The sequence below is a fragment of the Paenibacillus sp. BIC5C1 genome (genome assembly GCF_032399705.1).
GTDB classification, from domain to species: domain Bacteria; phylum Bacillota; class Bacilli; order Paenibacillales; family Paenibacillaceae; genus Paenibacillus; species Paenibacillus taichungensis_A.
The window spans coordinates 5,746,255-5,768,472 of record NZ_CP135922.1; the positions used below are offsets into that span (position 1 = coordinate 5,746,255).

Annotated in this window: 23 protein-coding genes; 4 read left to right on the forward strand and 19 right to left on the reverse strand. The window is 47.8% G+C overall.

All coding sequences use genetic code 11. The features are described from left to right. Positions 1-113: 113 nt before the first annotated feature. Positions 114-470, forward strand: a complete 357-nt coding sequence (locus RS891_RS25715) for a hypothetical protein (protein ID WP_113055912.1) — start codon at positions 114-116, stop codon at positions 468-470. A gap of 506 nt (positions 471-976) precedes the next feature. On the opposite strand, the gene RS891_RS25720 is transcribed toward RS891_RS25715, so the two are convergent. The 6 genes from RS891_RS25720 to RS891_RS25745 form a co-directional block, all read right to left on the reverse strand. Continuing rightward, entirely contained in the window at positions 977-1,201 is a 225-nt protein-coding gene (locus RS891_RS25720; protein WP_017692532.1) for a helix-turn-helix domain-containing protein, read from the reverse strand. Positions 1,202-1,511: 310 nt separating this feature from the next. Then, positions 1,512-2,471 carry a YhcN/YlaJ family sporulation lipoprotein gene (locus tag RS891_RS25725; protein ID WP_113055913.1) on the reverse strand — a complete coding sequence of 320 codons (960 nt, stop codon included), beginning with the start codon at positions 2,469-2,471 and terminating at the stop codon, positions 1,512-1,514. A gap of 228 nt (positions 2,472-2,699) precedes the next feature. Then, on the reverse strand, positions 2,700-3,719 hold the full coding sequence (locus tag RS891_RS25730; RefSeq protein WP_315793570.1) for a DUF4340 domain-containing protein: 1,020 nt from the start codon (positions 3,717-3,719) through the stop codon (positions 2,700-2,702). After that, complete coding sequence (locus tag RS891_RS25735) at positions 3,716-5,110, reverse strand: GldG family protein (RefSeq protein WP_315793571.1); 1,395 nt, start codon at positions 5,108-5,110, stop codon at positions 3,716-3,718. The genes RS891_RS25730 and RS891_RS25735 overlap by 4 nt, the downstream gene beginning before the upstream one ends. Before the next feature lie 4 nt (positions 5,111-5,114). Continuing rightward, the gene (locus RS891_RS25740) at positions 5,115-5,831 is read right to left on the reverse strand and encodes an ABC transporter permease subunit (RefSeq protein WP_113055916.1); all 717 of its coding nucleotides are present in this window, start codon (positions 5,829-5,831) and stop codon (positions 5,115-5,117) included. Continuing rightward, positions 5,828-6,967 (reverse strand): ABC transporter ATP-binding protein, encoded by a 1,140-nt coding sequence (locus RS891_RS25745; RefSeq protein WP_397333772.1) that lies wholly within the window; start codon positions 6,965-6,967, stop codon positions 5,828-5,830. Before RS891_RS25745 ends, RS891_RS25740 begins: the two co-directional genes overlap by 4 nt. Positions 6,968-7,206: 239 nt before the next feature. Here RS891_RS25745 and RS891_RS25750 point away from each other — a divergent pair, with 239 nt between their 5' ends. Then, positions 7,207-8,280: a glycosyltransferase family 4 protein gene (locus RS891_RS25750; protein ID WP_181586768.1), complete on the forward strand. Its 1,074-nt coding sequence runs from the start codon at positions 7,207-7,209 to the stop codon at positions 8,278-8,280. A 72-nt stretch (positions 8,281-8,352) separates the two neighbouring features. Here the strand turns inward: RS891_RS25750 and RS891_RS25755 are convergent, their stop codons facing one another. Both RS891_RS25755 and RS891_RS25760 read right to left on the reverse strand, forming a co-directional pair. Further along, on the reverse strand, positions 8,353-9,840 hold the full coding sequence (locus tag RS891_RS25755; protein ID WP_113055917.1) for a DHA2 family efflux MFS transporter permease subunit: 1,488 nt from the start codon (positions 9,838-9,840) through the stop codon (positions 8,353-8,355). Positions 9,841-10,102: 262 nt separating this feature from the next. Beyond that, positions 10,103-10,450, reverse strand: coding sequence for a hypothetical protein (locus tag RS891_RS25760; protein ID WP_113055919.1), 348 nt, complete (start codon positions 10,448-10,450; stop codon positions 10,103-10,105). A 187-nt stretch (positions 10,451-10,637) separates the two neighbouring features. Between RS891_RS25760 and RS891_RS25765 the strand changes: the two genes are divergently transcribed. Continuing rightward, positions 10,638-11,876: a glycosyltransferase family 4 protein gene (locus RS891_RS25765; protein ID WP_113055920.1), complete on the forward strand. Its 1,239-nt coding sequence runs from the start codon at positions 10,638-10,640 to the stop codon at positions 11,874-11,876. After that, positions 11,873-12,046: a hypothetical protein gene (locus tag RS891_RS25770; protein WP_181586754.1), complete on the forward strand. Its 174-nt coding sequence runs from the start codon at positions 11,873-11,875 to the stop codon at positions 12,044-12,046. Before RS891_RS25765 ends, RS891_RS25770 begins: the two co-directional genes overlap by 4 nt. Positions 12,047-12,186: 140 nt before the next feature. Here RS891_RS25770 and RS891_RS25775 read toward each other — a convergent pair whose 3' ends face one another. The 11 genes from RS891_RS25775 to RS891_RS25825 all read right to left on the reverse strand — a co-directional run bounded on the left by RS891_RS25775 (position 12,187) and on the right by RS891_RS25825 (position 22,218). Further along, positions 12,187-12,903: a glycosyltransferase gene (locus tag RS891_RS25775; protein WP_113055921.1), complete on the reverse strand. Its 717-nt coding sequence runs from the start codon at positions 12,901-12,903 to the stop codon at positions 12,187-12,189. Positions 12,904-13,119: 216 nt separating this feature from the next. After that, positions 13,120-13,836 (reverse strand): glycosyltransferase, encoded by a 717-nt coding sequence (locus RS891_RS25780; RefSeq protein ID WP_113055922.1) that lies wholly within the window; start codon positions 13,834-13,836, stop codon positions 13,120-13,122. Further along, positions 13,833-14,774, reverse strand: coding sequence for an NAD-dependent epimerase/dehydratase family protein (locus RS891_RS25785; protein WP_113055923.1), 942 nt, complete (start codon positions 14,772-14,774; stop codon positions 13,833-13,835). Before RS891_RS25785 ends, RS891_RS25780 begins: the two co-directional genes overlap by 4 nt. Next, entirely contained in the window at positions 14,756-15,583 is an 828-nt protein-coding gene (locus RS891_RS25790) for a dTDP-4-dehydrorhamnose reductase family protein (protein WP_315793572.1), read from the reverse strand. The genes RS891_RS25785 and RS891_RS25790 overlap by 19 nt, the downstream gene beginning before the upstream one ends. Beyond that, on the reverse strand, positions 15,580-16,566 hold the full coding sequence (locus RS891_RS25795; protein WP_113055925.1) for a polysaccharide biosynthesis protein: 987 nt from the start codon (positions 16,564-16,566) through the stop codon (positions 15,580-15,582). Before RS891_RS25795 ends, RS891_RS25790 begins: the two co-directional genes overlap by 4 nt. After that, positions 16,559-17,650: a non-hydrolyzing UDP-N-acetylglucosamine 2-epimerase gene (gene wecB / locus RS891_RS25800; RefSeq protein ID WP_113056046.1), complete on the reverse strand. Its 1,092-nt coding sequence runs from the start codon at positions 17,648-17,650 to the stop codon at positions 16,559-16,561. The genes RS891_RS25795 and wecB overlap by 8 nt, the downstream gene beginning before the upstream one ends. Before the next feature lie 14 nt (positions 17,651-17,664). Continuing rightward, positions 17,665-19,305 carry a glycosyltransferase family 4 protein gene (locus tag RS891_RS25805; RefSeq protein ID WP_315793573.1) on the reverse strand — a complete coding sequence of 547 codons (1,641 nt, stop codon included), beginning with the start codon at positions 19,303-19,305 and terminating at the stop codon, positions 17,665-17,667. An 18-nt stretch (positions 19,306-19,323) separates the two neighbouring features. Continuing rightward, positions 19,324-20,463, reverse strand: coding sequence for a CgeB family protein (locus RS891_RS25810; protein WP_315793574.1), 1,140 nt, complete (start codon positions 20,461-20,463; stop codon positions 19,324-19,326). A 62-nt stretch (positions 20,464-20,525) separates the two neighbouring features. After that, the gene (locus RS891_RS25815; RefSeq protein WP_258530897.1) at positions 20,526-21,620 is read right to left on the reverse strand and encodes a CgeB family protein; all 1,095 of its coding nucleotides are present in this window, start codon (positions 21,618-21,620) and stop codon (positions 20,526-20,528) included. An 84-nt stretch (positions 21,621-21,704) separates the two neighbouring features. Further along, positions 21,705-21,854: a hypothetical protein gene (locus RS891_RS25820; RefSeq protein WP_315793575.1), complete on the reverse strand. Its 150-nt coding sequence runs from the start codon at positions 21,852-21,854 to the stop codon at positions 21,705-21,707. A gap of 22 nt (positions 21,855-21,876) precedes the next feature. Further along, positions 21,877-22,218 carry a hypothetical protein gene (locus tag RS891_RS25825; RefSeq protein ID WP_315793576.1) on the reverse strand — a complete coding sequence of 114 codons (342 nt, stop codon included), beginning with the start codon at positions 22,216-22,218 and terminating at the stop codon, positions 21,877-21,879.

Consider the following 22,218-nt stretch of genomic DNA (forward strand, 5'->3'; position numbering starts at 1 on the left):
ATGATGAATTTTAAAAAGGTATCTTCTTGCTTAAGGAATGGGATTCCGCTTATATTGGAGATAAACCTTGAATTGAATGTGGACATTTCATTTCTACGGAAGGAGTACACTTGATGAATCAACGACAACGTCAAAAAATGATTCCTTCCACCTGGATTATTGCCATAAAACAATCCGAAGCTCGTAAATACTATGCCCTCTATGCCGTCGACTGGAAGCGCGGAGCGCGACTGAGCTGGGAAGGTTGGAATAACCTCGCAGACTTGCTGCAATTTCATATTCCAATCAAACGTAAAACTGGTGCTACAAAATCTACGTCCCAGCCTGCTGCCAAAATCGCGAAAAAAGCACTCTATCTGCATCTAGACGAAACACAATACGGGGAATTGGAGCAGCTTTTCTATCAACCTTTTTCAAAGAAACAATGGAAATCCTTTATTGAGGTGCATTCAATAACCATATGTAGGTGAACCCTTATGCCATATACGATTACGGTTGTGATTTCCATCACGCTCTGCCCGTAGCAATCTGCACCCTTGGAATTTCTGCGGGCTGAGCCTTTTCCCAAGGGAGCGTGATGATCCATGAAATCTCAGCAAAGAAATCAAGCCTATTACAGGCATCACAGAAAGCGTGTTATTCAACGTAAAAAACAGCTTGCTGTACGATACGATTGGTCCTAAAAGTTCGAAGGTATTTTTGCAAAAGGAAAAATACATTGTTCCTGTAGATGGTGCTGCGAAAAGACAAAGCGGCTAGGCTATCGAAAATCTGAGCTAACCAGAATAGCGGACTGCAATCAGCAGCTTCTGAATCCAGACTTCTGAGAATATCCATTCAAAACAAGCGATTCCTTCACGTAAGGAATTCGCTTGTTTTTGCTTTCCACCTAAAACAAAAAAGTCTTTCCCCATTCTTCATCATGAAGAATAGAAAAAGACTTTCATGCTGCTTCAATCAACTGTGCAGTATCGCGTCAGATCTTCAGTTCTCCGAGCTTAATCAGCTCTACAACTGCTTGCGAACGACCCTTAACATTGAGTTTTTGCATCACATTCGAAATATGGTTACGCACCGTTTTCTCGCTGATGAATAACTGCCCTGCGATGTCACGCGTCGTTTTGTCCTGAACCAGTAATTCGAATACTTCGCGTTCACGGTGGGTCAACAGAAATTTGCTTTTATGATCGATACCCTTCAATGTTCACCCCTCCTTGCTCGGGTTGTGTTGGTGTAACAAGGTTAAGGGGATACAGTCAACTCATCTTATGTAAGGTCAAGGGCGTTGGTTCAGTTTTATCAAAAAAATGGGCAGTGAAATGCAATTTGAATGAATAATCACTATGTAGGTACAAACGTAGTAAGCGGAAGTCGCAAATTGGGGACTAAGTATCATCTAAGCATACTATGTATCATTTTATTCATCGTTATTTTCAATAACCTTTTAAAAACAAACATGCCTCTGCGACTAATGTTGACCACCAGCGCAAAGGCATATTGTTCAACCTAAATTACCGATTCATGCGGTTCATCATGCCATCGTTGTTGTTACGATTCATGATGCCATCATCAAGCACGCCGTCACGGTGATTGGTGTTCAACGCATTCGTTGGGAAAATACGTTCAACCATCGATTGGAACGTATTAATCATGCCGCTAACCGGTTTGCCGTTACGGATATCTGTGGAATAACTTTCCACATGTTGTACAAAGTCCGGGTTAGCTGACACGTATACGTTCTCCACGTGAGGTGCAAATTGCTTGATTTTCGCCGAGATTTTAGATTTAATCTCTTCGGGTGTGTTGTCATCCGTGCTGTCAATACGCGAAGTTTCACTCTTCATCCCATAGTGACCATCTGTCATTGTACGTGCATTTCCACTGTTCGTCAGACCACGCATCATGCCATAAGATCCCGTTCCCATGGTTCCATAGATGCTGCGGTCATTGCCCATGTGGCTGCGATCCGTAGCTGCATTGGTGTTCAGTCCCGGAGCTATGCCGCTGGTGCTGTATGGAGACATAGTTCCATTACCACCATGTACACGCAACCCGCCCATATCTTGGTTGTAGCTTTCTGTACGCATAGTACCGTTCGCACGGTTGCGTAAAGATTTGCTTTCCAATTTGCCAGCGTGACCATCTGTCAAACGGACTGCAACATATGCATTACGATCAGTCAGCATAACATTTGCGGACTTCACTTCCTTCATTTCCGTAATGCGTTTAGCCAACTCGTCACTTGATTTCAGGTTAGTGACGTTATGCGTACGATAGCTTTTCGCACGGATACCATCCATCCCATTGGACTCAACACCATAACGGTTAATGCCTTTCACTTCGTGACGAACACTTTGGGTGTGCAGATTGTTATCTTTTGTGCTCGTTCCACAACCCGTCAATCCAGCCATTACAAAGATTGCAGTAGACAAAGATAAGCTGATTGCTGTCGCCTTTTTGGCTGCTGGCATGTCTCATCCTCCAATTATGTTGGTTTTGGTCACAAGGATAGGATGCTCTTCTGTACAAAGCGATATGCTGAAAGGATATGGAACATTAGCCTCCTTTATCTGGGCTCATACATTTCACATAAAAAAATAAAAAAGCGGTGCTTGCACAAAGTGCAGCACCGCTCCATAAAACTTTGTATTTCCCATTCTAGTGTGAATCTTCATTATCATGTTGAAGGAGCTATTCACTTACTTGGATGTGGGGGAGGAATTCGCATCAGCATCATCTCCACTCGAAGAAGATGTTGCATCTGATTCTAATTTTTTGATCGAATTCGGAAATTGCTCTGCTTCCTTCAGACTAGCTGCATCCATCGGATAGGCCCACTGACCGTCAGGTGTGATTACCCAGATCTGATCCGGTTCTGATGGAATAGTAAGCCCACGGTACACATCCGTAACAGCTTCTCCATTAACCGTCTGCTCAACGGATAAAGTAAAGCGTGGCACGGTTCCCTTCAGTTCAGAAGCTTTGCGCACATCGTCAGCCGTGGACAGGTTCTTAATTTTGCCAATCAGAGATACAGCATCGGTAGCTTCAATAGCTTCACCATTAAGCGTCCACGTCTGCTCTGCCGCACCCTCCTCTGACGAAGATTTGAGCATCCAGGTGGCTGCTTCGCCTTCCCATTCCAATGTAGTGACATTAGTTTCATCCAGATTAAACGGAGTCGTATCCAGCAGATCCTGCCGTGATAATTCTATATTGCTGATGGATTCCGTCTGTACTGCTACGACAGGTCCGAAGTCTACCCGCACATAACGAGCGTCATCTGCTGGCAATTTGCCACCGATGCTCAGTTTGATCTCACGGTTATCCTTCAGTTGAATGTCCAGCAGCGCTGCATCTGAACCCAATCCATACTTGTCGAGATTCTTCGGCTCCTCCTCTACAACCAGTTCCTGATTCGCGCCACTTAAGGCATCGAGCCAGCTGCTTACCGTATAACCATTCAGAGGATAAGACTTGGGTTCCACCATACTCCATACGCCATTCTTTAGTTCCAATTGTGAAGATGAGGTTTTTGAAACACCTGATGTATCTGTACTGTTATCATGAATCGTGATCGACTGTATATCCGAAGACTTAATACCAAGTAATTTGACCTTCTCCGCTTCCTCTTCACGAAAATAATTTTGACTGGCCGCATATACCCACCCGATAATCAAGACCAATAAGACTAAAATCGTTGGGACCCATTTTTTCATACACGTCTGCGCCTCCACCATAAGAGTACACCTATCATAACAAAGATGAGCGGGAATGCGACAATCGCCACGAAGAAAATGGTTCTGGCTTGTTCACCGTCCAGGTACGCCGTTTGATAACCGGTTTGCACTCGAGGCCGGATCGTTACTCCATCTTCTTTTTCACTTAGATAATTGACGGTATTCAGAATAAAATCTCGGTTACCACCGTTCACTATTTCCGAGTCCTGCATGAAAATGGATGAACCCAGAATTACAGCTTTCGGTTTGCCATCTGTTGTATCTGCCGCATATCCAAGCTCAACAGGACCTTGTACATCCTGATCCGGATCGTTGGTTGTTTCGTTTTGCAATAAACCTGCAATATTCGTCTCGCCATAACTGTCATCGGATGAATGAATAAGCGGCGATAATGTGTATTTATCCTGCTCTTTGCTTGTCAAAGCAATGGACAAGGATAACATCGGATACAGTTTGCTTTCTGATAGTTTATCCGTGATGGCATGTGTGCCATACTCCGGCACAACCCACAGTGGGCCCATTGTGCTGGCCTGCTGATTATCCACCATAACTGCATGCTCATCAACCACGCCATAATCCGTCATGAGTGCATCGATATTTTTCCAAGTCAACTTCATGTCTTCGTGAAAACCGAGGGATAACAGCAATTTCCCTCCGTTACTCAAATAAGTCCGAATAGCTTTTATTTCAGTATCACTAATATCCCGCTGTGGACCAATAATCGCGAGTACGTCCGCATCTTCTGGAACCTGACCTGCCTGATTCAGCTGAAGTTCTTCTGTCGTGATATTATTCTGTTCCAGAGATGTACGCAGCGTAGTCAGTTGATCCAGGCCAAGCTCCTCATGTCCTGTCAGGAAGACCATCTTGTGCATCTCCGTTGAAGACAGATTCATTAGCGCTTGTGTCAACTTTTCCTCACCTGTGAACTGGTAGGATCCATCACTTCCATCCCCGACTGCCGTGAATAGACTGGCGATATCAATGACTTTATATTGATCGCCCTGCTCCAATACAATGGAACTGCCTGTGATACCATATTTGGAGGCCAGGGTAGGCTCCTGCGTCAGATTATATTGCTTCATCGTCAGTTTGCTGTTGCGTTTCGTATATTCCTGAACCATATCCGATACTTCGCGGTTCAAGACCGTATTATTCGCATTTTCGACGGTTAACACCAGAATGTTGACGTCTTCTTTTACGTTTTTGATCGCGGTAAGAGACTGGTCAGACAAGGTATATTGTTTATTTGAGGTCAGATCCAGTTGGAAGCCGCCAATCGAATTCAGAAACAGGGTCAGCAAAATAAAGATGCCAATCACCGCTACAGACAGCACGGTACTGTTGGTATGACTCAACCATTTTTTCATCTTCTCACCTCCACCGCTTCCGTTCCACAATTTGAATGCTTAACAGCAGAAACACACCTGAGAGCGTCACGTAATACAATATATCTGGGCCACTAAGTACACCCTTGGTGAAACTGTCAAACCGGTTCGTTAACGCAAACGGGTCCAGCCATTGTTGTAACGCAGACCCGGAATTGCCTGCAAATGAATCAAGCATCCACAATACGAGCAAAATAATAAAACCGGCAACCGCAGCCACCATCTGGTGCTGAGATAATGTGGAAGCAAACAGTCCAATTGCCATCATGCTTCCGCCCAGGAAAAAGAGACCCAGTGCAGACAACCATACGGATGTCAGATCCAGTTCACCAAAGAAGGACATAATAAACGGGTAAACGAGACTACACAGAATAAGTACAACAAGAATGGCAAGTGACGCCAAATATTTACCGAAAATAATCTCTGTCACCCGTGCAGGTGAAGTCAACAACAGTTCGTCCGTTCCCTGACGGAATTCTTCTGCTACCAGACGCATCGTCAGCAACGGCACCACAAACAGCAGCATGGATAGCGTATCTCCCAGCACTAGTCGATAATCTACAATGCTTGGCTGGTAATACACAAAGCTGGAATAGAACAGCAAACTTGTCATCAGTACATATACAGCAAAAGCAAAATAGGACGTAGGTGACAGGAAGTATGCCTGCAGTTCTTTATTGCAAACCGCCATCATTCTTCTCATTTGGAACCCTCCCCTGTGTGGGAATCAGATGAAGCGCTCCCGGACCTAGCCGATTGCTTCGAATCTGAAGTGGTTCCCAAATTGTCCTCTTCCTCTGGGACCTGACTGACGAGCTGCACTTTATCAGTTTCTGTCTCCTGTGTTTCCTGTATTGCCAGTTCCGCTTCGGATACCGTTTCCGTTGTGGTCAGCTTGAGGAAAATCTGTTCCAGACTGAGATTTTCTTTCTTCATCTCCAGAATGGGCAAGCCTGCACCAGACAAAAGGTAGAATAGTTCCTCCCGGAAATCTTCAGAAGATTCGCCGGTAAGCAGCATTTTTACTGTATCAGTAGAACCATTGGATGATTGCCCATCTGCTGCTTGAATGACTTCGCTCCGAACTTTCTCCCATGGTGTCAGCACATTATGTAATTGCTGCTCTGTGGACTTCACTTCAATGGACACCTTAAACTGATCTCCCATTGCTGAGCCAAAATGCTGCGGTGAACCATCCAATACGAGCTGCCCCTGATTAATAATCAACATGCGATTACAAAGCGTGCTCACTTCCGGCAAAATATGTGTACTAAGCAGCACTGTATGATTCTCACCCAGTTCACGGATCAGATCCCGTATCTCCATAATCTGATTTGGATCGAGTCCTGAAGTCGGCTCATCCAGCACGAGCAGATCCGGTTTGTGAATAATGGCTCCAGCCAGACCCAGACGCTGCTTGTACCCTTTGGACAGTCCGCGAACCAATTGCTTTTCACGACCTTGAAGACCCAGCCTGCTGACCATCTCACTGATCCGCAATTTCACTTCGCGTGTCGGGACATCCCTCAGATTAGCGACGAACTTCAAATAAGACTGTACCGTCATATCTGGATAAAGCGGCGGTGTCTCCGGCAGATAGCCGATCTTGGAACGAACGCTCCTGCTCTGATCGTGCACCGATATGCCATCCACTGCAATGGAGCCAGCCGTAGGATGCAAATAGCCCGTAATCATTCGCATCGTTGTGGTTTTCCCGGCACCATTCGGTCCCAAAAATCCAACAATCTCACCGCGCTCCATTGTGAAATCCAGTTGATGCACGCCGCGCCGTCCATCAAATACTTTGCTTACCTGTTTCACTTCGAGCACATCATTCATCCTTTCCCGTTAAAATACCCGTGTGCCATCATCGCTTTCTTCAGATGGTCAACACGGGAAGTTCCTTGTATCTTACGTGTTGTATCCTAAATGCAGCTTAATGTCACTTAAAAGAGAGCTTAAAAATATGTGTCTAAAATGTGAACACCACTTCATTCACCCACACCCTGTACTCTGAGACAACGTACCTTACAGTACAGGAGCTTGAGCACCTGCACAAAAGTCAGAGGGTGAACCGTGTGAAAGTACTATTCACATTTTTTGTTCCAAGCGGCGGTGTGGATACTTTAAACCGATTGCGTACAGCCGTTCTGCAACGCCATGGCATCGAAGCGCATTTATTGTATTTGTACCCTGGCTCAGGAATGCAGAACAATACCAGTACGCCGGTCTTCACCGCTTCCAGTGATGAGGAAATTCATAGTTTGATTCATCATCATTGTTATGATGCCATTATTGTTACCTCCGATATTGCCATGCCGGGCAGATTAAGAGCCCTCGGGTATAAAGGACGCATTATCTATGAAGCACAGGGACTTGGGACGCGTGAACAGGCTATGGAAACCATTCAGTTGGGAGTACCTTATCTTCAAGCCCACTGTAATGCTGCGGTCATTCCTCCAACAGATCATTTACTGGAGCTGTTCATTCATATGTGCCCTTGGCTTCATCGGTTTGTCATTCCCAATATGCTGGATACCAATACCTTTGCCCCAATTTCGGTGGATACTCCTCCCTATCCGGTACTTGCATGGGTAGGAAGGCTCGAACACAATAAAAACTGGCGGGAATACTTGATGATATCCAGCAAAATCATTAAGAAAATTCCGAAAGCCAGACTATGGTTGTTTCACGATCCTACCTTGGCTAATCCGGAAGATGAGGTCATGTTCCGACACATGCTCGCCGAATACGGTCTTGAAGATCGGATTGGCATTTTTATCAATGTCCCCCATTCCGAGATGCCCACATTTTATTCCATGATTGCAGCTTCCGGGGGGATTATGCTGTCTACATCCCTGCTTGAAGGTTTTGGATATGCGGTTGCTGAAGCCATCAGTTGCGGCTGCCCAGTGCTCAGCACTGATTCAGATGGCGTGCGTTCCTTTATCACACATAACAAAACGGGTAAATTTTATCCGCTTGGCAACGTGAAAGCCGCTGTATCCGAAGCAGTAGACCTTATGCGGAACAAGAAGCTGCGAGAGAATATACGTATTCAGGGCAGACAGCATATGGCCGTCTCCTTCTCACCTGATCGATACGCCGCTTCATTTCGGGAAATGATGACAGCCTTGAGTATTTTCTTCTAAACAAAACAAAAAGGCAGTTCAGAAGAATTTCCTGAACTGCCTTAAATGAATATCTTGATTAGCTTATAAGAATTAATGTCCCATCATCATTGCAGGATCAGGTTGATCCCCTGTTTGAAGGGTTTCTTCCTCCATCCGTTTTGGTTTGCGCAGAATCAGACTGAGCAGGCATCCAAACAAGGCAATACATGCTGCCAGGAAGAAGGTATCGTTGAAACCAGCCACTAATCCATTCACCACACCTGTAGCATCAGTAGCTCCAGCTGTATTGCTTGCAATATGGGAGGTCAGGAATCCGGTCAAGCCGGCAACTGCAAAGGACACAACCACTTGTTGTGCAGCAGCAGTAAGCGGGGTAACCCGACCTACCAGCTTACGTGGAGCAGCATTCAGTACATGCGTATTGAGTGGCATCATGGAGAAACCCATACCTAATCCCATCATGACAAGGCTAAGAATGATTAGGCCAAGACCCGTTTCCGCCGTAATTGTCGACAGAATAAACAGTGCACCCGAGATAATACCCAGACCCACGAAAGCCAATGGTCTTGCACCAATTTTATCAAACAAACGTCCACCAAGCGGCATACCTACACCCGAAGCCAGCGCCTGCGGGAGCAAAATGAGCCCTGTTTCCAATGCAGTGTAGCCTTTGATTTGTTGCAGATAAAGTGGAATCAAAATCATCGCCCCAAACAAAGCGACTTGTGACACCCATGCCAGAATAATACCCCGTGTGAAATCAGATGATTTGAACACCCGAAGTTCCAACAGCGGATTTTTGTGACGAAGCTCCACGATAACGAACAAGATCAGCGCCACGCCTCCGACAATCACACCTGTTAGTGTTGTTGCAGACGTCCAGCTTGTTCCGCCTTCACTTACACCGTATGCGAGCATCGAGAATGCGATTGGTGCCAGAATCATACCGAGCAGATCAAGCGCAGGCGTGCGTCCACGATCTGTATCTGGCAGGAATTTGATACATAGAATAAAAGCGGCAATACCGATCGGCAGATTGATCAGGAAGATCCAGTGCCAGCTAAATGATTCAATAAACCAGCCAGATAATACCGGACCCAGTGCAGGGGCCAACAGCATCGGAATCCCGAGCATACCCATGATAGAGCCCCTTCTTTCAGGAGGAGCCAGACGGAATACCATCGCCATACCAATCGGTGCAACCATGCCTCCGCCAAGCCCCTGGATGATACGGTAAATAATCAATTGTTCAGGAGATTGCGCGATCGAACACAATACTGAACCCAGAGTAAACATCGCGATCGTGAACAGAAATACTCTTTTGGCACCGAATCGGTCGGTCAACCATCCCGCTAGCGGTATGACTGCTGACAAGGCCAACGTATATCCTGTAACCGTCCATTGAATCGTCTTCAGATCGGTCTCAAAATATTGAACCAGATTCGGAATTGCCACGTTAACTACCGTGCTGTCCAAGATGACCATAATCATCCCGACAATAATAGCCAGTAGGGGCAGAATAATCGTTTTAATCGAGAACTCCGCCGGTTCCTGGGGCACTGCTGTTTGTTGTTTCACTCTCTCCACTCTCTTTTCCGGCCTGGAGGCAATATCTTTGTATGTGTCTCCCCATCGGCCTTATATTCACGACGTTTCAAACTTTCGTTTTAAACCGTCGTTTTAAACTCTTGTTTAAGCATAGGTTAATTCTAATGAAAATACCTTTGCTGTCAAGCTATTTTTTATTGGATAACGAATCACGTATGTATGCCAAAAAATGGACCAGGTCTTCTCCTGCTCCACCCCATTGGTTAATCGATGTCCATTATGGTGATATTTTCTAATCTGCCAATTTGATCATCTGATGCTCCGAAAGTATACCCAAGGTCTGGCCTTGGTCACTCCTGCAGTATATGCGAATAACCAGATGCCTTGGTGTAGAATTGTTGCTAATGATGCGCAGTTCGCACGGTTCGGATGAGACTGTGAGATTATGAATAATGTGATTTCCTGTGTCCGCCCCAATCCGACAAAGATAGCGATACAGCTCCCCACGGGTGTGACTGATTTCTCCGACAAATATATCCACATCGTCATTTCCTACAAATGCCAATTCAATGTCCATATATCTCACCGGAACAACGGTTTGCAGCAGTTTTTCGTGAATCTCCAATACATATGCGGCCACGGTATATCCCTCCTGTAGGGCAGAGTTGAACCTTTCTCTAGATATGGTATGCCTGCTCTCGTCCATTGCTATTTGCAATCACCCATTTTAATTAATTCCACGGAAATGCCCACCCTTTCGTCTGCTTTTTTTCATAGACTAACAGGATAGAAGATCGGCCTGTGCAGGCCGTGACAAGGAGGTACCTATGAGAGTTCTGCTCGTGACCTATTGGGAGCTTACACAGATGGGTGGAATATGGACATATGTGAAACAGCTGGCTGACAGGCTAATGGCTCTTGGCGTAGAGGTGGATATTATGGGCACCAACGGAGCCAAAAATGAAGTGTACATTCGCAATCTCAATCGTTCCTTCTCCAAAGATAAGGTATGGCCCATGCTTCAAGCCAAACTTAATCCGACTGATTTGCCTCAATTCACAGCCGATTCTCTCGTGGCTTATTATGAATTGAACAGGTATGCCTTTGAAATGGGAGCCGCGTATCTCGGCGTTGATCATTACGATGTCATCCATGCGCAGGACCCGGTAGCAGCAGTCGCAATGAGACGTATATTAAACCGCAACACACCAATGGTAACGAGTTATCACGGGGCGCTTGCGCGAGAAGCTTTTTACGATGCTCAAAACTCTAACGCGAAGCTAACACTTCCCGAATATTTGCAATCCAAACGTGGACGTTACTTCCTGTCACTGGAAGAGCGAAGCGCTGAACAATCCCAGCTTATTCTGGTCTCCAGCCATTGGATTAAGAGCACACTTACGGACCTCCATGTTCCCGAGTCCAAATTTCGAATTATTCCTTATGCTGTGGATATTCCAGCCTACCGTGCCCAAGCAGCAGTCAAGTTCCGTCAGAGGAAGACAGCGGGCAAAAAAGTGATCGCCTTTACGGGCAGACTGGAGCACATCAAAGGGGTTCATATTCTGGTAAAAGCACTCTCCAGCCTTAAGAAGAATCGCTCGGATTGGGTCTGCTGGATTGCTGGGGAAGGCAATCTGATGGAGGATTTACGCTCCCTAGCCAATGACCTTGGAGTAGGTGCTGACATCGTTTTTTGGGGGAAACTCGACAACATCCCTTCATTCCTACGCCATGCTGACATTTATGTACAGCCCAGCTTGCAGGATACGCAGCCTTTCTCGGTTACAGAGGCTCAGCTCGCCGGATTGCCTGTCATTGTAAGCGGTACGGCAGGTATGCCTGAGATGGTGCAGCCTGAACATACCGGTTGGGTCGTGCCGCCACAGGATGTCGAAGCCCTTAGCGCACTGTTAAATGCCCTTCTGCAGGATGATGCTACCCGTGCAAAGGTAGGAGCAGCAGCCAAAGCCTGGGTTGAACAACATCGATCACTGGAAGAGATGGGATTGCGCACGCTGCATGTTTACCAGGAAGCCATTCAGTTGGGAGGTCAGAGAATATGACATTGCTCGTCCCCAGTGATTTGTATAATCGTTGGTTCTCCACCCCTGTGTCCACGACGCATATCGAGGTGGATTACGCTGTAATGAACGAATTAATGAGAAAGCTGCCCAAAGGGTACGTATTCCCTGATCCGGCAAGCATGCTCATTCTCACATCTGAGAATAATTAGAGTCAAGTAACTCTACAAACAGGAACAAATAAGAGGATATTCGTTCATGCCGCAAGCACTTTACGGCAACCGAATATCCTCTTTTTCTTGTTTGTGGTTCACTATCTAACATTCTTGGTTTCTTCCATGACTTATCACAACTACTTCCAGTAACCGCCAACCTGCAACAGATTGAGTAATACAGGTCGATGCTTCGCTTGAACAAGTTCCATTTCGGCTTTCAATGCCTCAAAGTGTTTCTTGGTTCCCATTGATTCATGAACCCGATAACACATCAGTGGTTCACTGTAATAGAACAGCTCATAAAGCGGAAACAGCCTCAGCCACATCTCATAGTCATGCGTATAGCGAAATTCGGTGTCAAACACGCCGAACTTTCGAAATGCATCCATCTCAAGCATCACTGTACAACCGTTGATTGGGCAACCTTCGGTCAGCACCTGAAGCATCTCTAGACGACTGCCTACTTCTGGTCTCACTGTGTCCATCCATTCGCTGTTCGCATCTACATAATGATAGGCCCCGTGACAGAACGAAGCCTTGACCTCTAGCATGAACTTCAGTTGTTTCTCTACCCGGTCCAGCAACATCACATCATCGGAGCTGAGCCAGACAAAGTAATCACCTGTCGCCTGTTTGATTCCCTCGTTTAACGCGGTTGCTGTTCCACCATTCTCTTTTCGTATATAGCGAATGCGATTCATGAATGGTTGAAGCCGCTCCACATGCTTCGTAGAGCCGTCATCCACCACAATGACCTCAATATGCGGATACGTCTGGTGAATGGCACTGTGAACAGCCTGCTCGATATACGCACAATTATAAAAAGGAATGACAATTGATACCTTCGGCTCCATTCGGTACTCCCCTTTCTCCGCGTGAATATTACCATTCTCCCTATTATATGAGGATAGATCCGTTAGGTATCGGGCATCTGTTGCATAACGACTCATAATTTACGCATATGAGCATTTTGCATTAATCCAATGAGTGGCTTATAGATCGAATTACATATAAATAAAGAGGGCGTTATTCAGCCAACATACGGCCTCCATAACCCCCACCAAAGTTGTTCATCCCCCCATGGCAGTAATCCGCTGCAACAAAGGCTCCCGATATCTGGACCATACCATGGCGGCCTCCCGACCGATGGCATCTGCATGGCGTAACGTCCCCATCCCCCCGTGCCGTCGATATGCAGTAAGCGACTCGTTCAGATATGGAAAACGATGTCCGTTCAGTAAAATACGCATCCATAGATCCAAATCATGCGTATAAGGCAACAATTCATTAAACAGGCCCACCCCACTAAAGAGATCCTTGCGGATCATCACGGTACAGCCGTTCACCGGATTGCCGTTTACGAAGAGGCGCAGCCAATCCGGTTCTGCCATCGGTTCTGCTCCCCCGTTTAACTTGGTCACCGCAGAGTGCTCATTAATGTAATTAAAGTTGGTATGAGAGATGAGCACATTCTCCCGTTGCATAAATTCAACCTGATGACGAATCTTATCCCGATATAAGAGGTCATCCGAACTCAGCCAGGCGACATAGTCCCCGGAGGCATGACGGATGCCGTGATTCAGAGCTGAAGCTGTACCGCCATTGCTTTTGCCAAGAACATAAATGTAGGGGAGATACGGCTGGAGCAATTCCGTATGCCGGGTAGAGCCATCGTTGACGATAATGATCTCAACATCGGTATATGTCTGATTCAGTGCACTTTGGATTGCTTGAGGTACATAGGGACAATTGTAAAACGGAATAACAATGGATACTCTCGGATTCAAGTAGTCGACCTCCCCTGCTGGGTACGAACATCTCTCAGAATGTCCTGCAGAGATTGGGTAAATGGAACCAGCGGCTGCCAGCCCAACTTGCGCAGCGCCGATAACTCCTCCTGATCTCCAGCCCCATCTGGACCGGATGAAGCTCCATCCCAGCGTACAGGCACCTCTGCTTTGGTCATGGTTAGCAGCGTATCCACTATTTCACCCAGGCTTCGCTCTTTGCCCGATACGACGGGGTAGACGGTGCCTGACACGCCCTGAACAAGCAAGGTTGCGTAGGCCCGAACCGCATCCCGTACATCCAGAAAATCACGGGTATTATCCCGCCCGGATAGACGAAAGGCCTCTGTCTTACCTTCCTGTTCACAGGCAACAATATGACGTGCCAGCAGCGAGCATATGCCCGTTGAAGGACCTGCCCCGATCAGATTCCCCGGCTCTGCCAACATAATCTGCTGTCCAAAGAGAGACATCCACGACAGCGACACCATCTCCTCCAGTGCTTTGCTGAGACTGTACGGGTGGGGAGGCTGAGGATGCCGACCGGGTTCAGGTGTGTATTTTAACCGGGAACCTACAATAACGGTCCGTGCCGCTGGGCAGCTCCGGAGAGCATCTAGCAGATACAGTACAGCCATCACATTGGTCTCCAACACCAGTAGTGGATCGGACCACGAATCGGGTACGGAATTTTTGCCTGCAAGATGCAGCACATAATCCGGTTTCACCTCTTCAATCAGATGGCGGACTTGTTGCTTGTCGTTAAGATCGCAGACGTGTACAGCCACGTCATCGCCAAACGAATGTGCACCTGCCCGCCTGACCACTGCAGCAACCGCAGCTTCAGCTGCGCGGAAATAAGCGACCGCATGCCGTCCGGTAAAGCCGGAGGCACCCGTGATCAGTATCTTTTTACCTGTCAGCTCTGCTCCATCCATAATGCCAGCTCCTTCAGCATTGTAGAATAATCCGGAAGGTCTGTCTTCACGTCCTCACGTGTGGACACCAGCGTACGGTCCTGCACTATGCTATCATCAGGGACAACAACAACATCCTGCTTATCCCATGTCTTTTGGAACAGGATGAGCAGATCATGTTTGCTGACAGGTACCGGATGAGCCAGATGGATTAGACCACTGACCGGCGATGCCAGATAATGATCTACCCATTTGGCTAGTTCAAGGGTGGTTACCCCATTCCAGAAGACACGTGTATATCCCCCAACTTCCCCTGTAGTGGACATGAACCAATGCATCAGACCGATGCCACCCTTCCGAATTTCAGGTCCAATAATGGACGTGCGAATCGTCAGATGTCCAGCATCCTGGACTTCACCCAGTGCTTTCGTAATCGCATAGGCAGATGTTCCATCAGTAACATCGTCCTCCCGATATGCCCCCCGATCCCCACTAAACACACAGTCCGTACTGATATGAATCAGACGTGCACCAATCGTGTCGGCAACCCGCCGCAAACGATGCGGCAGGAATCCATTAATGTGATAAGCAGTAATTTTGTCTTCATCTGCAAAACTGTTCAAAACACCTACAGCGTTAACGATGACATCCGGGTGCACCGCCTCTACCAGACGGTCAACCATAAAGCTGTCATTTACATCCAGCAACAGACCGTTGGGGTCCGTTACATCCCGGGTGGTATAGAAGATGCTGTGGATGCCTTGACGGCGGAAATAATCGACCAGAATATGACCGGCCATTCCGTTCCCCCCAAGTATCAGCAGCTTCATGACAGAAACCCTCCGCGTTGCAGAATGTCACGAATCTCCTGTTTGGTCATTAGCTGATGTTCCGAACTAAAACTGCTGAAAGAAACAGGGGGGCAATTGGTATAATGCTCCTTCAACCCCGGTATGCCGAGTGTAGGCAAGATCACCAGATATTGCTCATCGTATACCACTGTGGTCATGCTCTCGAATTCACTCATCAGAATCTCGTGTATCTTCTCGCCAGGCCGAGTACCGCGCTCCACAATGGACACATTCTCCACACCTGAATCCTCAATCAGCACCTCTGCCAAATCCACAATTTTGCACGTCGGCATGGTCATAACAAAAATCTCGCCACCCACGCTTTCCACCGATGCTTTGAACAGCAAGGTGATGGCATCTTTCAAGGTCAGAAAGAACCGCGTCATTTTCATGTCGGTAATGGAAACTTGACCTTTCTGACGAATTTGATTTTTGAACAAATGCACAACACTGCCATTCGTTCCAAGTACATTGCCACCACGTACAGTGACAAATCGCGTATTGCTGTGAAGCAGATTAGCGTATACGATCAATTTCTCACCGATCGCCTTAGTCATGCCGTAGAAATTGGATGGATTGGCGGCTTTGTCGGTCGAGATATAAATGACTTTTTCCACATTATTTTCAATTGCAGCCTCAATGACATTTTGTGTGCCGATCACATTCGTTTTGAGTGCTTCGTAAGGTTGGTCTTCACACACCGGTACATGTTTGAGCGCTGCGAGATGAAATACATAGTCCACATGCTGACAGGCAACGGTTAAGGCGTCCTTGTCTCGAATATCACCAATACGAAAATGAAGACGCGGGTCTTCGAATTCACGACTCATCGCCACTTGGCTGGATTCATTCCGGGAGTAAACGATAATCTCCTTGGGCTGCTGGGGCAGAAGTTGAGCCACAAGTTCATAACCCCATGATCCCGTACCGCCAGTCACGAGTATACGCTTATTTTCAAACATGCATTTTCCCTCCAAGCAGAAATTTGACCACTTTACTGGATACATCGGTTGCTTTGTAGCCTTGTGGACAATCCCAGTCGTTTGACATTTCGATCATTACTTTCACACAACCCGCAATACGCTCCGCATCCAGACCTGAGACCACGTTGCTGCCGCAATCCACCGTCTCCGGTCGTTCTGTTGTGCGTCGCATGGTTACCGTAGGCACACCCATGATGCAGCACTCCTCCTGTACGGTACCACTGTCCGTAAGTGCACAGCGTGCATGTCGTTCCAGCATCACGAAGTCGAAAAAACCGAATGGTTCGTGAAATTCCACCAGCGGGTGCATCTCAAGTTGCAGATGCTCGGCAATTCGAATAGCCGTTCGAGGGTGAATGCTGCATATGACTCGCATGGCATGTTCTTCAGCAACCTGGTTCAAGCCTTTCATGATCTCCAGCAAATGAGGAGGGTGATCAACATTCTCTGCCCTATGGGCCGTAACCAAAAAATATTGCCCGGATTTCAGCTTCAATTTTTTCAATATTTTGCTGGAACTCACCTGTGTGTCGTAGTGACGCATCACTTCATAGATCGGATTGCCCGTCAGCACAATTCGACGACTGGGAATCCCTTCACTAACCAAATGTTTCTTGCTCTGTTCGGTATAAGGCATATTAATGGTTGAAATGGCGTCGATGACCCGGCGATTTTTCTCCTCAGGCACATCCAGATCAAAACATCGGTTGCCCGCTTCCATATGAATGACGGGTATGCCCATCCGTTCAGCCAGCACAGCACATAATGCACTGTTCGTATCGCCGAGCAGCAGCACTTTATCCGGTTGCTCCTGATTTAACAAATCTTCCATTTGCGTAAACATCGAGGATAATTGCCGACCGAGCGAGGCCGCTTCATCCTGAAGGACGTAGTCCGGCGCCCGCAAGCCCATTTCCTTGAAGAAAAGACCGCTGAGACTTTCCGTGAAGTTTTGTCCCGTGTGTACCAGAATATGTTTGGACGCGTACTGGTCCAGCTTGGAAATGATCAGGCTGAGCCGTATGATTTCAGGTCGAGTCCCCAGCACCGTCATGATCTTCATCGTAATCCCTGCCTTCATCGTCTATTGGATGCTCTCCGGTGGAGCCGGGTTCGTCTGGCTTTGCGAGGAGCACGTTTGCGGGCAGCCGGTTGCCCCACGCGTACACGCTTCTTTTTACGTGCCTTCAGCTTCCTACCGCCTGTTCCCATACCTCGTTTCATTCGTTCACGAACCCTGCTGCGTGGGGTTGAATGGGGATACCGCCCCCTTCGTCCCGTTCTGTGGCTTGAGCGAGGTTCTGTTGCTTCATGGACAGGTTGACCTATTGCAAGCGGAGGTAACGGTGAGAGCGGCAACGTTTGGATCACAGTCAGTGGAAATAAAAGCGCCCGAACTGTAGCTGGTTCCAGAACCAGCACGGTTCGTAATTGTCCCTCGCCCCATGCGTACACTGGACCATTCGGAGGCTGAATATACCTAAACCATCCGGGAAAACGCGTTAACCACTGTGTCACCATCGTATGCAACTTTGCCCTGTAGGTTTCAATACCATAGAGCTTTTCCGCTTCTGTCCGATTGCGCCATCCGATGTCGGAAGCCAGTTCAGGATCATTCAATAACGTTGTGGCCAGCGTGAACAACGCTTGAGTATCACCCGGTGGAGCCAGAAATGCACCACTGCCTACCGATTCCAGCAATTCCTTCAATCCACCCTGGGCAAATGCGATAACCGGTTTGGCAAAATAAAGCCCCTCCAGCGCGGTCATGCCGAATCCTTCTTTGACCATACTCGGGATAACTACGATATCCATGGCTGTATACGCCAGAGATACGTTCTCTTCAAACGTCGTAAAGGTGAACCTGCGATAATAACCGGATTTTTTCACCCGTGACACGCACTCGTCATAATACTTTTTGTCCGCTGATGTGCCAATGATCCAGAAACGGCAGCGTGAATGGACTTCACACAATTGCAGCGCCATGTCAATGAACGGCTTTAGACCTTTGGCATCATATATAAATGAAGAGATGTAACCGATACAGATTTGCGATGGCTTGAAACCAAGTTCTTTGCGTTTGCGTTCCCTTAAGTGCACCCATCGATCTGGAGCTGGCAGAGACGGATCACAGGTTGGGGAAATCACCGTGAGTTTGTCGCTTATGCCCGCTTTTTTGAATGGGGTTATCGCCGTTTCGGATATACCTATGATCCAATCCGCGTAACGACCAATCATCTGTACAGCCTCGTTTGTATGTTCATTCTCCTGAATAATTTCGGTAATCTTCCAGATCACCGGAATTTGCAGAGATTTCGCTGCTACAGCTGGCATCACGTTGACACAGGTATTCGTTAACACCAGTTCAGGCGCAGTCTCCCGGATAAGGGAAACCACGTCCTGATAGGCTGGTGATTGGCGAAGCTGTTCTGCATCCGTTGCGATTCCCCGGTAAGGTGTGTACACACCGTGAAGCATCGGCAGGAAACATATTTTGACCTGAATATCGAACCTCCGCGCAAGTCCGGCAAGCTTACCTTCCTGAGGCACGACAAGTATGCAATCGAAGATGGTACCCATTTCCCTCATAAAATGAAGCAGCAGCTTCTCCGCCCCCGTAATGCTGCGGGTGTTGCACACATGGGAAAACAACATGAGTCTAGGTTTATTCGCCATGGCCGCACGGACCCTGCATGAAGCATGCAGGGTTCTGTGCACACCTCCTTCCGGCCAAAATTAAGGGAATATTATGGTCAACAGTTCATTGATTCTTTTGCCATACGTGTGGTCTTTCAGTGTGCGTTCAAGTCCGCGCAAGGCAATTTCGCGGCGTTCTTTCTCATGGGAAATATAGTATTCCACCTTGTCGAGCAATTCCTGAGGGGATGAGTACGTCTCGATCTCCACACCCGGTTTATAGAAACGTGCCAGATCATCACGGGCATCGGTCAATTGAAGGGTAGCGGAAGCGGCAATTTCAAACGTTCTCGGGTTCGGTGAGGCTGGTGGAATCTTAATATGATTGTTGTTGACCGAATCGTCTTCGTGGGAGCGATGGAGGTTTATGACAATTTTAGTGCCGTTATACACATCATTGGTTTCCTGTGGACTCATCCAGCGACCCAGTTCAATCTTTTCACCGTAAGCAGCATAGTCAGGCAGACGGTCCCACCAGATGCCATTAAACACAGTATTGTGTGACATCAGCTGTGCCATGATCGGATTAAAGAAATACACCCGGTTCCAGTAAGCCGAACCGATAAAGCTAACTTCCCGGTGGAGTGAAGACGGCGTTGTAATTGGGAAGTAGTGGTTGGTAAAGGCAGCAAACGGCAGGTAGTGTACTGAAGGGCAACCATTCTGCCGATACAGATCCACACAGTTCAGTTCCAAGGTAAACACATGGTCGAAATGCCTCACTGTCTCAAGCGTCATATCCGTGTAATACGGATCATCGGTAAGCCAGATCGCCGTCCGAATGCCTGCTTGCCGAATTGCATCCAGATGCTCCATTGGAATATCCATGCCATCCAACACAAGCACAAGATCAGGCCGAGTTTGCAATGCAATTTCCGATACAGGCTGGCGTGGATCGGAAAGAGTTACCTGAGCAACCATGCCCTGTAATGTGGCCATGATTGCCTCATCCAGTGGAGAGTACGGGAAACCTTTACCTGAAGATACGTACAGGACGTGGATCTGTCGAAAAGGCAATGGTTCCTGTGCACAATTGACGATATAGTTGGCACGGCCGCGAAGATATCCTTCTTCCTTACCCGCATCATATCCGGCATGTTGCCCGTTTTTGCGTGCTTGGTCAGCCAGACTGAGCACTGGTGCATGAGACTTTCTCGTTTTACGGTGTTTGAGAGACATACCGCCACTCCTTTTATTTTTGGGATAGGGTTCTCTACCTCTGCTGTCCTGCAGATAGAGATTTACACGTGTTCCAGCAGCTGAGCAATACGACGAGTGAACGTATGCTGGTTCAGTGTGGTAAGCAGCCCACGCCAAGCTATGGCTCGCCGTTCCTTTTCATGGTGCAGATAATATTTGATTTTGCGCTGAAGTTCACCCGCCGTTGTAAAGGTCTCGATGTCATATCCTGGACGGTAGTAGCGGGGCAAATCAATGCGTGCATCCGTTATCTGCATCGTGCCACAGGCACTGATCTCATACGTCCGCGGATTAATGGAATGACCTTGGAGATGATGCGTATTCCGGTTGTCTTCCCCGTTCTCGCAAGTCCGATGAACGTTAATAACGATTTTGGCGCCATTGTAATAATCCACTGTCGCTCCCGGATCAATCCAGCCTTCATGGATGAATCGGCCCATGATGTCGGAGCGTTGCAGCCGGTTCCACTGGCTGCCGGCAATGAATACCTTTTTGTCCGCCAGAAAAGGAGCAAGCTCATCGAACAGTGCAATTCGATTCCAGAATCCGGTACCGATAAAACAAATGTCATACTGATGCTGTGGCCCCGTACGTCTTGGCTGAAACATCCCCGGGTTCACTGCCAGCGGCATATAGATCACCCGACCCGCTCCATGTGCAGTATAGAACGGCACTGCCGCTTCCTCATGCGTGAACACAACATCATAATGCCGGCAAATGCTTGTCGTATCTTCGGTAAAATAAGGGTCATCCACAAACCATACTGCTGTTCGAATTCCCAGTTCCCTTATGCCATTCACCTGTTCCAGATGATCGGGGGGAAATACGTGTAGTCCATTCATGACCAGCACCAGATCGGGCCTGTGCTGGCTGGCTTCCTGCAGCATGTTTGCCGGCGATCCGACAACACATTCACGAACAGATTGCTGCAATGCTCCAATGACGCCTTCATCGATGGCATCGAATCCTTGCGGAATGTACAGCACTTTCATATTCCGCACGGTCGGCTCAAACATCTGCACTCGCTCCATCATGGCCTGACAGCCGCCAAATCTGCGGCCTTCTGCATATCCGCCACGGTAAGCGGTCTCCGCTTCTGTAGGCGGCCGGTGTCGTCGTTTTGCCACATCCTTCACCCTGTCTTCCTTCAGGAGATTCCACTTCAGATTCTCCCCGAGATTGGTGTTCCCTCTAAAGGATATGCCCCGGGGTCAGATGCATCATGGACGGGTGTCCTGCAAGGCGCAAAATTGGCGTCTGCCCTCCACATCCGCCTGCACGGGCATGTCCGCTTTTGCGGTGATACAAATAACCCGGAGGGATCCATCCCCCGGGCAATCGTCATTCGCTGGATATGCATCTGTAGTCATTCGAAAATGCACACCTACTCTGTTATTGCGCTTTGTAAGCCAACTGATGTCCGTCCTCGAATCCCTTGGCGAAACCCGCGTTGAATCCCTCGTTGTACGCTTCGTTGTACCCCTGGCTGTAGGCACCGTCCGGGTTCGGATCGGTAGGGGTAGCCGGGACGAACGGTTGTGCGGGCTTCACACTCCGGTGCCGTCGTACCGCACGTTTCTTTTTTTTGAGCCACGCACTGCGTCCTTTGAGGGTACGTTTGTGCAGTACACGTTTGCCTTTGATCGCACGCAGTTTACGTACTTTACGCAGACGGGTCCCGCGAGCAAGCAGAGCTCTTTTGGTTCTTAGACGTATTTTTTTCTTCTTTAACAT